Here is a 14,976-nt window from a genome sequence, read left to right on the forward strand (position 1 = left end):
TTGTAGTGCTTGCGCCATCTGGCGCGCGGCGAATTGCATGAGCGTCAGGCTTGAGTTAATTTACCAAGCTATTGCTTTGAATATTGAGGCGGGGCGTTTTATTTTGTCAAGAAATGACTTGGAATATTCACCAGCATCCCCGGCGGACCGCGTGCTGCACCTGCTCAAAACCCGAGGGCCGCAACTGGCCAGCGATATGGGCGTATTCCTGGGCACCAGCGGGGAAGCGGCGCGCCAGCAGTTGGTGAAGTTGGCCGCCAGTGGCCTGGTTCACGCCAGCTCGCAAGCGCGTGGCGTCGGGCGCCCGACCCAGGTGTGGCAACTGACGGCGCAGGGCCATGCACGGTTTCCGGACAGCCATTCGGAACTGACGATGCAATTGCTGCAGACCGTGCGCGAGACCTTCGGCGAGGAGGCCATCGACCGCTTGATCGACGTGCGCGAACGCCAGACCCAGGCGCTGTATGAGCGAGAGATGGAAGGCATCACCGAGTTGAAGGCGCGGGTAGAACGCCTGGCCGCATTGCGCACCCGCGAAGGCTACATGGCCGAATGGAGCGAACAGCCGGATGGCGCCCTGATCCTGGTGGAAAACCACTGCCCGATCTGCGCGGCAGCCACCGCCTGCCAAGGTTTTTGCCGCGCGGAATTGCAGGTGTTTGAGCAGGTGCTGCGGGCGAAGGTGGAGCGCGTGGAGCATATACAGCTGGGCGCGCGGCGGTGTGCGTATCGGGTGGTTCAGGCCTGAGCAGGGTGGCAATCAGGCCCTGCGCGCCATCAATAACACCGTCGCCGCTGCCGACAGCAACCCCGCGCAGCAGCGATTGAAGATCCGCTTGCCACTTGGCTCGGCAAACCAGCGACGCATGTGCAGGCCCATGTAGGCGTAGGCGCTGATGGCGATCCATTCCAGTATCAGGAACAAGGCGCCGAGCACGGCGAATTGCGGCGTGATGGGTTGGCCGGGTACCACGAATTGCGGGAGGAAGGCGGTGAAGATCAGGATGGCTTTCGGGTTGCCCGCCGCCACCAGAAACTCCTGCCGTGCCAACGCCCATAATCCGGCTTTGGCCGTGTTCTTTTCCGCTTGCGCCTGCGGGTTGGCCCGCCACAGTTGAAACGCCAGGTAAAACAGATAGGCCGCCCCCAGAATCTTGATTCCGTAGAACAACAACTCCGACGTTTGCAGCACCACCGCCAGGCCCGCGGAGGCGAGGGCGATCATGCCGGCGAAGGCGAGCAGGCGGCCTAGACCCGCCAGGCAGGAAGTGCGGTAGCCGTAACGGGTGGCGTTGCTCACCGACAACAGGTTGTTCGGGCCGGGCGCCATGTTCAGGGCGAAGCAGGCGGGGAGGAAAAGGGCGAGGGTGGCGAGGTCCATGGCGGCTCCGGGCTCTGTCGGACTGAGAGTGTCGAGGATAGAGGGAGTTGCGTTACAGCGCACGCACCGCAACGCAGATGTCGCCGATGAACACTCAGAAACTGTATTTGGCCGTCACCATCATGTTGCGTGGAGCGCCGTAGGAATCACCGCCATAACTCACCGAGTTGGAGATGGCCTGGTAGTAGCGGCGGTCGAAGACGTTGTTGGCGTTGAGTTGCAGGTCCAGGTGTTGGTTTACCTGGTAGCCAGCCATCAAGTCGGTGACGGCGTAGCCACCTTGTTGCAGCCGGTATTTACTGCCGTCAGCCAGGCTGAGGTCGTTGTACATGCGGCTCTGCCAGGAAACGTTGCCGCCCACGCGCAGTTTTTCCAGTGGGCCCTGGAAGTTGTAGCGGGTGGTCAGTTTGAACAGATGCTCGGGCGTGTCGGTGTCGAACTGCTTGTTGACGTTCTGCGGGTTGGCGGCGTCCTTGATGGTGTGGGTACGGGCGTAGGTGTAGCCACCGCCCACCTGCCAGTTTTCGGTCAAAGCGCCTTGCAGTTCAAAGTCGATGCCCTGGCTGCGGATCTCGCCGGAGGCCTCGGCGCACGATGCCTGTGGGCAATTCGGCACGACCACCGCTACCGCACGGTTTTCCTGGTCCACGCGGAACAGCGCCACGCTCGCGTTCAGTGCGCCACCCAGGTATTCGCCCTTGATACCGACCTCATAGTTTTTGCCGACGATGGGTTTGAGCGGGGTGCCCGAGGTGTCTTTATCGCTCTGCGGGGTGAAGATGTCGCTGTAGCTGACGTAGACCGAATGGTGGTCGTCCAGCTCATAGATCAGGCCGGCGTAACGGGTAAGGTTGCGGGTGACCTTGTAGTCGCCGTCGCCATCGCGGTTGTCATAGTCGTACCAGTCCAGGCGCGCACCGAGGATCAGCTTCAACGGGTCGGCCAGGCTCAGGCGCGTGGTGACATAAACGCCGTCCTGGGTGGTGACTTCGCGCTGGTTATTGGTATGGGTGAAATTGGGTTTGCCGGCGCTGAGCGGCCAGTTCAGGTCGTACGGGCTGTAGTTGTGGGTGGTCATGTCGTAGATGCGCTTGCTCGCGCCGACCACCAGTTCGTGGGTACGCCCGAACGCCTGGAACGGGCCGCTGGCGAAGGCGTCCACGCCCGCTTGATTCTCGTCGTAGGACGCCTGGTAGACGGTGCGTGCCAGTGTGTTGTTGACCCAGCGCGATTGGTAGGAACCGGAGAACAAGGCGTCCTGTTCGGCGTAGTTGGCGTTGATCTGGAGGTTCCAGTCATTGGCCAGGCGCTGGCGCAATTCAGCGAAGACCGTGTTGATCTCCTGGTCTTTGTTTTCCCAGGGGGTACCCGGGTTGTAGGAGCGCGGCAGGTTCAGGTGATGGCCGTCCTGGCCGACCATTGAAGAGCCCCAGAAGTAGTTGGTTTTGTCCTTCTGATTCGAAAAACCGAGGGTAAGCGTCGTATCTTCGCTCAGATCGGCTTCCGTAACCGCATAGAACAGTCCGTGATCCTCCTTTGCCTTGTCGATGAAGCTGTTGCTGTCGCGGTAAGACGTGACCACCCGGCCGCGCAGCGTGCCACTGTCGTTGAGTGGGCTGGAGGCGTCGAGCTCGCCACGGTAGTCATCCCAACTGCCGGCGGCGCCGGTCAGGGTGACTTTCTGTTCATCCAGCGGCCGTTTGCGAATCATGTTGATCGCGGCCGAAGGGTTGCCGGCACCGGTCACCAGGCCGGTGGCGCCGCGTACGATTTCAACGCGATCAAACATCGCCAGGTTGGGCTGCGCGCCCACCGAAACGCCGTTGTAGCCGGTTGGAATGCCGTCGTACATCAGATTGTCGATGTCGAACCCACGTGAGGTGTAGGACTGCCGGCCAGGGCCACTGGAAAAATTCAGGAACAGCCCGGGCGTCGCCTTGACCACATCGTTGATGCTGGTCATGGCCTGGTCGTCCATGCGCTGGCGCGTGATGACGGTCACGGCCTGTGGCGTCTCACGCAGGGTGAGAGGCAGTTTGGTGGCCGTCGACATCGAGCCGGTGGTGTAGGAGTCGGAGCCTTCGGTGGTGCTGCCCAGTTGCTGACGGGTGGTGATTTCGGTGGCGCCCAGTTCCAGTGTCGTGCGTTGTGGGTTTTCCTGAATGCTGCTGTCATCGGCAAAAGCCGGGGCCAGGCTGGCCATGCAGATTGCCATGGCCAGAAGATCGCGAGAAGGGGTGAAGGCGCGTAGCGGGGAAGGGAAAGCGGGCATGACAAGTCCATTGTTGAGAGTGATTATGAGAACCATTATCAACAAGTATTCAGGATTTAACGCAGCGAAACAACCGAGTGTGTCAAAAGTTGTGGGCTGTCCGGTTTCAGCGCGTGCAGTCACGATCGCATTGAGGGAGTATTTGCCTGACACCACCACTGAAGTATTTTAAGGAGCGACCATGCGAGTAACCGTTGTAGGTGCCGGGGCCATTGGCGGCTTTCTGGCGTGCAAGTTGTTTGCTGCCGGGCACGAGGTGAGTGTGGTCGCACGCGGCGCAACGCTGGAGGCCATCCGCGAGCAGGGGCTGCAATTGCACTCCGGCGAGGATGTGTTGATTGCCCGTTTGCATGCGACATCCAATCCCGAAGAGCTGGGCGCTCAAGACTTGGTGATCTTCGCCGTCAAGGCACCCGCGTTAGCTGCCGCCGTGACCCATGCCAAAGCGCTTGTTGGTCCGGATACAGTGGTCGTGCCTGCCATTAACGGTCTGCCATGGTGGTACTTCCTGCAGACGACGCAGGCGTTGGCGGGCTTGCGCCTGGAGGCTGTCGATCCGGGGGGCGTGATCGAACAGGGCATTCCTGCCCGCGCGGTGATCGGCTGCGTGGTCTTTCCTTCCTGTGCGGTACTCAGCCCTGGCGTGATCAAGCACATGTCCGGGAACCGGCTGGTGTTCGGCGAGCCGGCCGGCGGCTTGAGTGCACGCGCCGAGACCCTCGCCAAGGCGTTTCATGATGCAGGTTTTGATGCTCACGCCGACGAAAACGTGCGCGAACAGATATGGCTCAAGCTCCTCGGAAACGCCTGCTTCAACCCGGTCAGCCTGCTGGTGGGCGGCACCACCGATGAGCTGATCGACGACCCGTTCGTGCATGCCGTGTGTGTCGAGATGATGGACGAGGTGCTGGAACTGGGCAGGCGGCTGGGCCTTTCGCCCGAAATCGATCCCACGCAGCGCATCGCCATCACCCGCAAACTTGGCAAGGTCAAAACCTCCATGCTGCAAGACGTCGAAGGCCAACGGCCGGTGGAAATCGAAGCCATCCTGGGTGCGCTGGTAGGCGTGGCGGACAGGGTCGGGGCGCCGCTGCCTCGCACGCGTACGGTCTATGCCCTGGCGAGGATGCGCGCCAAGCTGCTGGGGCTTTTACCGAACTGACAGCGCAGGGGGAATATTCCGCTCTCGTGAAACGTTTTCTGACTCAGTGCCCCCATACATTCCGAAGAGTATGTGCAATGAGCAATGGTCAGAACCAGGCGTTTCGCGTAAACCCCGAAAAGTACCTCACCGACAACGTGTTGATGACCGGCTTTTTGACGCGGCTCGCGCCGGTGCCGGTGTTTCTCTCCGAAGGCGGGATTTTCAGCTTTGATCTGGTGCGCGCAGGTTCCACCTGGTCCTTTCGCAAGGAACCGATCAGGATCGAGAACGCGCCGGCCTTGGAGATGGTCGGCGGTGAGTCGCCCATTTCCGCGCGATGGTTACCCCAGGGTGGAAACATCATCATGCCCTTGCGGCCCCGGCCCATGGGGGTGCCGGACGGGCTGATGTTCACCGCTGAATTGAGCGGCTGCACCCTGGTGATCGATGCAACCCCGCTGGGCTTGAAGGTGTATCACGTCCAGCCGGGCCGGCTGGCCCAGGAGTACACCAACGTACGCGCCGCCGGTGACGTACAGCGGCTGATCATTACCGATGTGTTCTACGACTCGGGCAACTTCAACGCCAATGTGCTGATGTACAACAACGATGGCCAGTGGCGTGTGGCGCTGCAACGCTGGACCGGTGCGTATATCGGGCAACTGGCCGGCCCCTACATCGACCGCTACAAAATGCACGATGTCATGTTCCTGGACGTTTAAGCGCTAGGGGTGAAACCTGCGCCCCAACGCATCCAGGCGCACCGCAATCGGCGGCAGGCGCTCGCTGCTGCGGGCCAGGGTGCCCACATCATCGGCGGTGCTTTGCGCAATGCTCTGCACCGCCTGCAACCGCCCGACAATCTCCAGGTTCGCCGTGGATTGCTCGCGGGTAGTGGTGACAATTCGCCCATTGAGCCTGTCGATGTGCGCAATGTCGCTGCCTACCGCTTGCAACATATCGACTGCCAATTGGCTGTCTTGCACGCAGCGCTCAACGCCTTGCTGGCTGTCGTGCATGGCTTCCACGGCCTGGCGGCTGCCTTGCTGTAAACCCTCGATGATTTGCTTGATCTCCTGGGTGGAGACCGCCGTGCGCTGGGCCAGGCTGCGCACTTCATCGGCGACCACGGCAAAACCACGGCCCTGTTCCCCGGCACGGGCGGCTTCGATGGCTGCGTTGAGGGCGAGCAAGTTGGTCTGGTTGGCGATGCTGCTGATCACTTCGAGTACCGAGCCGATTTGCTCGGCTTGCACTGCCAGGCCTTGCACGGTCTGGTGGGTGCCGCTGATGCGGGCGGCCAGTTGAGTGATTTCTACCTGGGCGCGACCGACGCTTTCCTGGCCCCGCTCGATTTGCTGGCTGGCCTTGCCCGCGTGTTCCACCGCTTGCTCGACATGCAAGGTGATGTGGCCCATGGCGTCCTCCATGCGCTGCATGGAGCCGGTCATCTGGGTGATTTCGGCCAGTTGATGGCGCGCGCCGGTTTCCAGGGTGCCGCTGGCGCTGGCCAGTTCCTGGCCCAATTGGCCGAGGCCGTGGGAGTCGCGGGCAACGCCGTCGATCAAGTGGGTCAGTTGTTCCAGGAAGTGGTCGAAACGTTTGGCCAGGGACACATGCGCCTTGCCTTCGCCTGTGGCGGTTTGCGCGGTGAATTGCGAGGTCACGGCGAGCATCTTCTCGAGCATTTCCTGGCTCTCGACCGCTTCGCGCTGGCTATGAATGGCCAGGTAGAGCAGGGCGACCGTCTCCATCACCACGTAAAACGCATGCACGAACACCATGGCCCAGCCGCCGTGATGCTCCATCACAAACACTGGAAAACCTTGGTGTTGCAAAGCATGAAACACCACGTGGTGCACAGCGATCGTCGCCGCTGCCACCAGTATCGGCAGCCAGTCGCGATAAAACGTCAGCACGGCCAGCAACGCGAAGATGCCGAAGTGCGATTCGATCACGCCTTGCGCCTGGTTGATGTGCAGGGCGGCCATGACCATCAGCCCGGCACCGAGCAAACAGCGCATCACGCGCGTGCCACCAAGAGCGCGGTACAGCATTGTCAGCACCACACTGGTGCCGCCCCCGACGATCACGGCTTGAATCAACGTGTCGTGCCAGAACGCCAGGCCCAGCGAGAACACAAACATCAGCCAGATCAACGCCAGCATGATGCGGTCGGCCTTGCGGTAGTGCTCCATAAAACGCGTGCGGACGGGCATTCACTCGTACTCCATGTGGTCGAACCTGGAACAAAGCATGGGGCGTGCCACCGTTGGGCAAGGTAATAGAGTATCGGCATCATTGAATGGGACTTGAGGCTTTGCGTGTTTTACGGCTGTCGTACCTTCGGCAGAGTTTTAACGCGCGAGTGCTTGAGGCAGGACGCCATGTCACCCGTGACGCCCTGATCGAGTGAGCCTCCCACCCCTGACCGCTTGTACAGTCGGCTCCCTTTACAGGTGGTCGGCGTCAATCACCGCTTTTGCAAACGCCGCCGGCGCTTCCTGCGGCAGGTTGTGGCCGATGCCGCCGCTGATCAGCCGAAATTCATACTTGCCGGTGAAGCGCTTGGCATAGTCTTCGGGCTGCGGGTGCGGGGCGCCGTTGGCGTCGCCTTCCAGCGTGAGGGTGGGCACGCCAATGGAGGGTGATAACGCAAGCTTCTGTTCCAGCGCGTCATAGCGGGTTTCACCCTGTACCAGCCCCAGGCGCCAGCGGTAGTTGAACACGGTGATGGCCACGTGATCCGGATTGTCCAGGCCCTTGGCGCTGCGTTCAAAGGTGGCATCGTCGAAGGCCCATTTCGGCGAAGCGGTTTGCCAGATCAGCCTGGCAAAATCGCGCGTGTTTTTCTGGTACCCTGCGGCGCCGCGCTCGGTGGCGAAATAGAACTGGTACCACCACTGCAACTCAGCCTTGGGCGGCAAAGGGTTTTTGCCTGCGGCCTGGTTGCCGATCAAATAGCCGCTGACGTATACCAGCGCCTTCACCCTTTGCGGCCACAGTGCCGAGACAATATCTGCCGAGCGGGCGCCCCAATCGTAGCCGCCGAGCACGGCCTGCTTGATGTTCAGTGCGTCCATAAAATCGATCACATCCTGGGCCAGTGCCGCAGGCTCGCCATTACGCAGGGTTTTGTCCGACAGAAACCGCGTGCCACCGTAGCCCCGCGCATACGGGATCAGCACGCGGTAGCCCTTGGCGGCCAGCAGCGGAGCAACGCTGGCGTAGCTGTCGATATCGTAGGGCCAGCCATGCAGCAGGATGACCACCTGGCCGTCAGCTGGCCCCGTTTCAGCGTAGGCCACATCCAGCACGCCGGCCTTGACGTGCTTGAGCGCGCCGAACGAGGAATGGCTGGCGACGGCTGGAATATTGATCTCGGGCATTTCGGCACTGGCGGCGCCGATGACACCGAACTGCAGCAGCGCAAAAGCCAGAAAAGTGGAGCGGCGGTTCAACGGGGTGTGCATGGCGAGCCTCCTGGGGCGTGGTGTGTGCCTGGCCCTCAGTTGACCGCTGCGGTGTATCGGGTGTGTTTCAGCAAAGGGCCCGGGTTAAACGCTGTGTATCGCAATGGCCGCTGTACACACTGCGATACACAGGCGCCAGCCTTCTACGAAAACACAATCTCGTAGGGCTCGCGCATGCGCTCCAGCAACTCGTGGGCGAGCCTCGGCGCCAGGCCAATCGCCGGGTCGCCGACCAACTGGCTGGCGTAGGCGTGGGTGGCGTGCAGCTTGCGCGCCACGCTCCAGGTGTCCAGGCGCACTTTGCGCGCGCGCTGCCAGGGGATAATTGCCCCCTCACGTGCAGGCCAGTGCCAGGCCCAGATCGGCAGTTCATGCAAGCGTGCGCCGATCAGGCTGCAGGCTTTGGCGCTGGCGCGGCCCACTGCATCGTGGTCGTCATTGCCGTCGTTGCGCCAGGTGGTAAAGACCGTGTCGCCGGGCAGCAGGTAGCGCGCGATGAATTGGCTCATGGGCTGCTCGCTGGCCGCCAGTGCATCGTCGCAAAACCCGCCGCGAATCCACTTCAGGCTGTGCAAGGGCATGCCAAGGCGGCGCAGGGCTTCAGCGCTTTCCTGAGGGCGGATAACGCTCAGGCGGCTCGCGGGCCAGGCGTTGGACCCCGGGTGGCTGGCGCTGCCGTCGGTGATCGAAATCAGCAGCAGCGGATGGTTCAGGGTGCTGAGTATTTGCAGCAGCCCGCCACAGGCGAGCACCTCATCGCCCGGATGCGGCGCGATGACTACCACGCGGGCACCCGCAGGTACCAGCGAGGTGGGCGTGATAGCGGGGATTTGCGCCAGCTGCGGTGCACTGTTCCAGATTTGCGCGGGGCCGCGACGGCCCTCGCTCAGGGAGGCAGGTTTCATGGGTGTCACATCCTTGTCGATTGATGCGGGTCGTGCCCCGTTGACGGGACGACTCTCTTGTAATCACCACAGGCTCCGCTGCGGTGAGGCGCGGCACTCCAGTCCTGGATTGCCAGCAAGGCACTGTCAGCATAGACAAGGATGTAGCGCTCTTACATCGTGAAATGTGGATTTTTCAGGTCGCGTGCATCAGGCTCTTTAAATAATCACCAAAGCCGCCTTCCGCCCGGCAATCCAGGCGGGCGCTGGTGATGACTTGTGGCGTATGGCTCCAGGCGATCGATGCACCGCAGCGTTCCAGGTCACGCACCAGTTGCACATCTTCATGACAGGCCAGCGGCTCGAACCCGCCGGCCTGCACATAGGCCCCGGCACTCACGCCCAGGTTGGCTCCATGGACATGGCGGTGGCCGTCGCATGCCTGGTACGCCTGGTGATAGCGAATTTGTGCGGCCGGATCGAAACCCTCACTCCACGCGTCGACGGTGACCGTGCCGCACACGGCATCGACGCCCAGCGCCAATTGCGCCACCAGCCAATCGGGGGCGACCCGGCTGTCGGCATCCGTGCAGGAAATCCAGCGGGCGCCCTGATTCAACAAATGCCGTGCGCCTACGCCGCGCACATGCCCGACATTGCGCGCCTGCACGTGAAGTACCTGTACCGGATACGCCTGGGCAATCGCCGCACTGCCATCGCTGCACGTATCCAGAACCGCCAGGATCTGCACAGGTTCACCCAGCAACCCTGGGTGGCTGGCAGCAATCATCGCGGCGTTCAGGCATTCGCCCAGCAGGTCTTCTTCGTTATGCACCGGGATCAGAATACCGATCATCGCAGGCCCTCGCGTGTGGCAACCGAGGCGCCATCGCGGCCCCACAGGTCAAGCAGGAAATCAGTCTCGTGGTGCCGGGCAAGGTGGGCCATGTCCAGCCGTTTTTGCAGCAAGGCATGTACCTCGTCAGCCGTTTGCGGGCAGCCTTCGATTGCCGGGCGCCAGTGACAGGCCAGCAGTTGGCCGTCGTCGGCCAGGGAGGCGAGGGCGCGGTCGATCAGGGTATTGAGGTCGTCAATGTCGAGGTAGTAACACAGTTCGCTCAACACAATCAGGTCGAACGGGCCAGCGGGCCATTGTTGTGGCAAGCGGCTTTGCTGGACCTGTGCATGGGCAAAGCCCAGCAGGCGTTTTTCTGCCAGGGTGACAGCCGCGCTCGCCGTGTCGCAACACAGCAGCCGATCACAGCGCGGTGCCAGTTCTGCACTTAATTCACCGTTGGCGCAGCCCGGCTCGAAGATCGACGCGTAGCGCGGGCGGGTCAGTACGGCGAGGGTCAAGGCGCGTTTGCGGCGTTCATACCAACGCTGGCGAAACGCCCAAGGGTCGTCATTGCCCGCAAAGAGTTGGTCGAAATACGGCGTGGCAACGCTCATACAAACACCACTTCAAAGGGTTGCAGCAAGCGCTCGACGACATAGGGCGCCAGTACCGGCGCAAGGCCAATGTGCGGGTCGCCTTCGAGCTGGCTGGCAAAGGCATGAATGGCATGGCGTTTGCGCGCCACCGCCTCGGGTGTCAGCGGGATCTTGCGCGCACGGTGCCACGGCACCTGGCTGTCTTCCGGCGTCGCCCAGTGCCAGGTCCATACCGGCAGCTCATACAAGGTGGCGCCGACAGCCTGCGCGGCCAGGGCACTGGCGCGCCCGACAGCCTCATGATCGCAATGGCCGTCTTCGCGCCAGGTGGTGAACACCACATCGGTCGGCTTGAGGTAGCGCTGGATAAACGCGCTCAACGGGCGTTCACTGGCGGCCACCTTGCTGTCGGTAAACCCTGCCCGTAGCCATTTCAGGCTATGCAGCGGCAAGCCCAGGCGGTGCAAGGCCTGGGCTGATTCCTGCGGGCGTACCACGCTCAAACGCTCGACCGGCCAGCGCCTGGAGCCGGGATGACTGGCACTGCCATCGGTCACCGAAATCAACTGAATGGGCCTCCCCAGCGCTGCCAAACCTTGCAACAGCCCACCGCAGCCGAGCACTTCGTCATCCGGGTGCGGCGCAATGATCACTGCGCGATGCCCTTCGGGAACCAGTTGCTCAACGCTGACCTTTGGCAACTCGGCCATATGGGATGAAGCTTGCCACTGATGCAGCGGCGTTCCCTGGCCGACGATTGGATTGGGTTTCATAATTGCCACCTCCCTGTGGGTTCACCCGCTACCTGTTCGCCCAGGGCGGCCAAGTCACGTTCGGCATGGCTTTGCCGCACGTACACCGGCAAATCCGCCATCAACTGGGCAAAGTGCGGGTCCTTGCAATACGGGCCTGCGCCGACGGCGCGCCCGACATGATGAATCACCTGTTCGACGGTATCTTCTACGCAGGCGCGTACTTGCTGGGCGAGCAGTCGGGCATCCGCCAGAGGCGTGCGGTCAACCTGTGCCGCGCTGTCGCGCAGCACGCAGGCGGCGCTGTTCAGCGCACTGTCCACAGCGCCCAGGTGCGCCAGCGCATGGGGTTCCGGGCGCTTGCTGCACTGCTCGCGCAACGCCTCCGCCAGGCGTTGCGCTGCACCATACCAGCACGCGGCAATGCCGATGCCGCCTTGCCAGAACCCGGGCCGGGCGAGGTAATCGCCGGGCTCGCCAATCGCGATACCGCGGGCATGCTCAAACACCACTTCGACACTGCCCGTTGCCGCCATGCCGACGGCCTTCCAGCCCTCATTGGTCACGCTGACCCCCGGCTGGTGCATCTGCACGGCGACCAACTGCTGGCGATCCTCGTCGTCCCAGGCGGTCAGCAGCCCGTGGCTGACCACCGCCGCCCCCGAGCACCAGGCTTTACGCCCGTCAACAATCAGCCACTGACCATCACGCCGTACCCGCACTTTGGCGTTCGGCGGCTCGGCGGCCCACATGCCCCACGTGCTGCCCACGGGCGGCAAGGGGCTGTTGAGTTCGGCGATGATTGCCAAGGCATCGGTGTGGCCTTCAAACAACTTGCACAGGCGCAGGTCGTGCCCGGCCACCTGCGCCAGGCGGCTGAAGCGCTCCAGCGTCTGGCCGCTGCCGGGCAATGGCAGTTGGTCCAGGCCTTGCTCCTGAAGGGCCTTCAGGGCATCGCCCAGGGCTTGCGTGTCCGCATAGTCCCGGTTGCCTTGAAGGAATCCGTGCAAGGCCATGTCACACCTCGTCGTCGCGCTGCAGTTCAAACAGCAGCAGTGAGCGGCCGGTGACCGCGTATTCGTGTTCGAAATCAAAGCGCTCCTGGCCTCGTACGGCCGGCGCATTGGTGTCGAGCATGCAGGTCCAGAACTCACCTTCCGGCACCGGTGGCAGGCGGAAATTGACCATGTCGTGGTGGGCGTTGACCACCAGCAACAGGGTGGCATCGGCACCAGCCCGGCGAATCCCGGTCTCCTGAGCACGACCGTCCAGCAGCATGCCCAGGCAGCGGCCATGGCTGTCCTGCCATTGCTCGGTGTTCATCTCGTTGCCATCCGGGGCGAGCCAGGTGACATCCTTGACGCCGATATCCTCGTTGTAATCGCCGACCAGGAACCGGCCACGGCGCAGGATCGGATACGCCAGGCGCAGCTTGATCAGGCGTTTTACAAATTTCAGCAGGGCCTTGCCGTCATCGTCCAGGTCCCAGTTGACCCAGCCGATTTCACTGTCCTGGCAGTAAGCATTGTTGTTGCCGTGTTGGGTGCGGGCGAATTCGTCACCCGCCACAATCATCGGCGTGCCCTGGGCCAGCAACAGCGTGGCGAAAAAGTTGCGCATCTGGCGCAGGCGCAACGCATTGATTTGCGGGTCGTCGGTCGGGCCCTCGACGCCATGGTTCCAGGACAGGTTGTTGTTGCTGCCGTCCTGGTTGTTCTCGTCGTTGGCTTCGTTGTGCTTGTCGTTGTACGACACCAGATCGTGCAGGGTGAAACCATCGTGGGCGGTGATGAAATTCACCGAGCTGTAAGGGCGGCGGCCACGGTGGTTGAACATCTCGCCCGAGGCGGTCATGCGCGCGGCGAAGTCTGCCAACTGGCCGTCGTCACCTTTCCAGAAGGCTCGCACGGTGTCGCGGAAACGGTCGTTCCATTCAACCCAGCCCGGCGGAAACTTGCCCACCTGGTAGCCGCCGGGGCCGCAATCCCAAGGCTCGGCGATCATTTTCAGCTGGCGCAGCACGGGGTCTTGTCGGCACGCGACGAGGAAGCTGTGGCGCTCGTCGAAACCCTCGCGGTAGCGACCCAGAATCGTCGCCAGGTCAAAGCGGAAACCGTCCACGTGCATCTCCGTGGCCCAGTAACGCAGGGAGTCGGTGACCATCTGCAAGACGCACGGGTGGCTGAGGTCGAGGGTGTTGCCGGTGCCGGAGTCGTTGATGTAGAAGCGCTTGTCGTCGGGCATCAACCGGTAGTAGGAGGCGTTGTCGATACCGCGCATGGACAGGGTAGGCCCGCGTTCGTTGCCCTCGGCGGTGTGGTTGTAGACCACGTCGAGTATCACTTCCAGTTTGGCTTCGTGCAGGTGCGCAACCATCTCCTTGAACTCGGCAATCTTGCCGCTGGCCAGGTAGCGCGGGTCCGGCGCGAAAAACGCGATGCTGTTATAGCCCCAGTAGTTGGTCATGCCTTTTTGCAGCAGGTGCTGGTCATTGACGAAGGCGTGCACCGGCAGCAATTCCACCGACGACACACCCAATTGGCGGATGTGTTTGAGCACGTCGTCTTCCATCAAGCCGGCGCAGGTGCCACGCACCGATTCGCCCACCGAAGGGTGGCGCATGCTGATACCGCGCAAATGGGTTTCGTAAATGATGGTGCGGTCCCACGGCACGCGCACCGGTTGGTCGTTGCCCCAGGTATGCGCCGGGTCGATGACCTTGCATTTGGGCACGAACGGCGCACTGTCGCGTTCGTCGAAACTGAGGTCGTCGTCCGGGTGACCGATGGTGTAGCCAAACAGCGCCTCGGACCATTTGAGTTCGCCCACCAGCTGTTTGGCATAGGGGTCGATCAGCAATTTGTTGTGGTTAAAGCGATGGCCGTTGGCCGGGTCGTACGCACCGTACACACGGTAGCCGTAAATCAGCCCGGGGTGGGCGTCGGGCAGGTAGCCGTGGAAGGTTTCGTCGGTGTATTCCGGCAGCTCGATACGCTCCAGCTCCACTTCGCCGGAATCGTCGAACAGGCACAGCTCGACTTTGGTGGCGTTGGCCGAGAACAGGGCAAAGTTGACGCCCAGGCCATCCCAGGTCGCGCCGAGGGGGAAGGGCAAACCTTCACGAATCCGCGACGGCTCGTTTTCCGGCGTCGGTTGGCTTTTATCGGGTTTGCTCATGCTTGAATTGCTCCTGCAAAGGTCTTTTTTCAGGCCGAGGACGGCCGTGCTGGCGGGAAGCCAGGTAAAAATTCAGTTCAGAGTGCGGTCCCCTGTGGGAGCGGGCTTGCCCGCGATAGCGTCGGCACACACAACAATGTTGTCGCCTGACACGCCGTATTCGCGGGCAAGCCCGCTCCCACAGGGGGGAAGGTGTTTAGCCTGCTGGCTTGGGTGGCGCCTTGGGCTTTTTCGGCGCCGCAGGCTTGGCGGCGGCGGCGGGCTTGGCTTTGGGCGCTGGCTTGGGTGCAGTCTTGGGCTTGGCCGCAGGTTTTGGCTTGCTTGGCGTCAACGCTTCGGCTTCTGCCAGCTTGCGCGCCATCTCCCAGTGGCGTGCATCTTCACCGTGGGGTTTGCCTTCCGATTCCCAGATCTGATGCGCCAACTCGCGAACACGTTTGTCTTCAGTACTCATCACAA

14 protein-coding genes are annotated in these 14,976 nt (G+C 62.2%); 3 read left to right on the plus strand and 11 right to left on the minus strand.

Annotation, left to right across the window (positions count from 1 at the left end; all coding sequences use genetic code 11):
- Positions 1–118: 118 nt before the first annotated feature.
- Positions 119–748: a helix-turn-helix transcriptional regulator gene (locus AB4P94_RS20920; protein WP_395607234.1), complete on the plus strand. Its 630-nt coding sequence runs from the start codon at positions 119–121 to the stop codon at positions 746–748.
- A gap of 12 nt (positions 749–760) precedes the next feature.
- On the opposite strand, the gene AB4P94_RS20925 is transcribed toward AB4P94_RS20920, so the two are convergent.
- Positions 761–1,381 (minus strand): LysE family translocator, encoded by a 621-nt coding sequence (locus AB4P94_RS20925; RefSeq protein ID WP_395607235.1) that lies wholly within the window; start codon positions 1,379–1,381, stop codon positions 761–763.
- Positions 1,382–1,475: 94 nt separating this feature from the next.
- The gene (locus tag AB4P94_RS20930; protein WP_395607236.1) at positions 1,476–3,653 is read right to left on the minus strand and encodes a TonB-dependent siderophore receptor; all 2,178 of its coding nucleotides are present in this window, start codon (positions 3,651–3,653) and stop codon (positions 1,476–1,478) included.
- Positions 3,654–3,834: 181 nt separating this feature from the next.
- Here AB4P94_RS20930 and AB4P94_RS20935 point away from each other — a divergent pair, with 181 nt between their 5' ends.
- Both AB4P94_RS20935 and AB4P94_RS20940 read left to right on the plus strand, forming a co-directional pair.
- Positions 3,835–4,815: a 2-dehydropantoate 2-reductase gene (locus tag AB4P94_RS20935; RefSeq protein WP_395607237.1), complete on the plus strand. Its 981-nt coding sequence runs from the start codon at positions 3,835–3,837 to the stop codon at positions 4,813–4,815.
- Positions 4,816–4,892: 77 nt separating this feature from the next.
- The gene (locus AB4P94_RS20940; RefSeq protein WP_395607238.1) at positions 4,893–5,519 is read left to right on the plus strand and encodes a hypothetical protein; all 627 of its coding nucleotides are present in this window, start codon (positions 4,893–4,895) and stop codon (positions 5,517–5,519) included.
- Positions 5,520–5,522: 3 nt separating this feature from the next.
- Here the strand turns inward: AB4P94_RS20940 and AB4P94_RS20945 are convergent, their stop codons facing one another.
- The 9 genes from AB4P94_RS20945 to AB4P94_RS20985 all read right to left on the minus strand — a co-directional run bounded on the left by AB4P94_RS20945 (position 5,523) and on the right by AB4P94_RS20985 (position 14,971).
- Positions 5,523–7,016, minus strand: a complete 1,494-nt coding sequence (locus AB4P94_RS20945) for a methyl-accepting chemotaxis protein (RefSeq protein WP_395607239.1) — start codon at positions 7,014–7,016, stop codon at positions 5,523–5,525.
- Between the two features lie 234 nt (positions 7,017–7,250).
- Positions 7,251–8,270 (minus strand): alpha/beta fold hydrolase, encoded by a 1,020-nt coding sequence (locus tag AB4P94_RS20950; protein ID WP_395607240.1) that lies wholly within the window; start codon positions 8,268–8,270, stop codon positions 7,251–7,253.
- A gap of 143 nt (positions 8,271–8,413) precedes the next feature.
- On the minus strand, positions 8,414–9,175 hold the full coding sequence (locus AB4P94_RS20955) for a PIG-L deacetylase family protein (protein ID WP_395607241.1): 762 nt from the start codon (positions 9,173–9,175) through the stop codon (positions 8,414–8,416).
- 175 nt (positions 9,176–9,350) lie between these two features.
- Positions 9,351–10,010, minus strand: coding sequence for a glycosyltransferase (locus AB4P94_RS20960; RefSeq protein WP_395607242.1), 660 nt, complete (start codon positions 10,008–10,010; stop codon positions 9,351–9,353).
- Positions 10,007–10,606 (minus strand): SAM-dependent methyltransferase, encoded by a 600-nt coding sequence (locus tag AB4P94_RS20965; RefSeq protein ID WP_395607243.1) that lies wholly within the window; start codon positions 10,604–10,606, stop codon positions 10,007–10,009. Before AB4P94_RS20965 ends, AB4P94_RS20960 begins: the two co-directional genes overlap by 4 nt.
- The gene (locus AB4P94_RS20970; protein WP_395607244.1) at positions 10,603–11,361 is read right to left on the minus strand and encodes a PIG-L deacetylase family protein; all 759 of its coding nucleotides are present in this window, start codon (positions 11,359–11,361) and stop codon (positions 10,603–10,605) included. Before AB4P94_RS20970 ends, AB4P94_RS20965 begins: the two co-directional genes overlap by 4 nt.
- Complete coding sequence (locus AB4P94_RS20975) at positions 11,358–12,356, minus strand: acyl-CoA dehydrogenase (protein ID WP_395607245.1); 999 nt, start codon at positions 12,354–12,356, stop codon at positions 11,358–11,360. The genes AB4P94_RS20970 and AB4P94_RS20975 overlap by 4 nt, the downstream gene beginning before the upstream one ends.
- A gap of 1 nt (position 12,357) precedes the next feature.
- Complete coding sequence (gene glgX / locus AB4P94_RS20980) at positions 12,358–14,517, minus strand: glycogen debranching protein GlgX (RefSeq protein WP_395607246.1); 2,160 nt, start codon at positions 14,515–14,517, stop codon at positions 12,358–12,360.
- A gap of 196 nt (positions 14,518–14,713) precedes the next feature.
- The gene (locus AB4P94_RS20985; RefSeq protein WP_395607247.1) at positions 14,714–14,971 is read right to left on the minus strand and encodes a DUF2934 domain-containing protein; all 258 of its coding nucleotides are present in this window, start codon (positions 14,969–14,971) and stop codon (positions 14,714–14,716) included.
- Positions 14,972–14,976: the final 5 nt, after the last annotated feature.

Source organism: Pseudomonas sp. B22129 (assembly GCF_044218875.1).
Lineage (GTDB): Bacteria > Pseudomonadota > Gammaproteobacteria > Pseudomonadales > Pseudomonadaceae > Aquipseudomonas.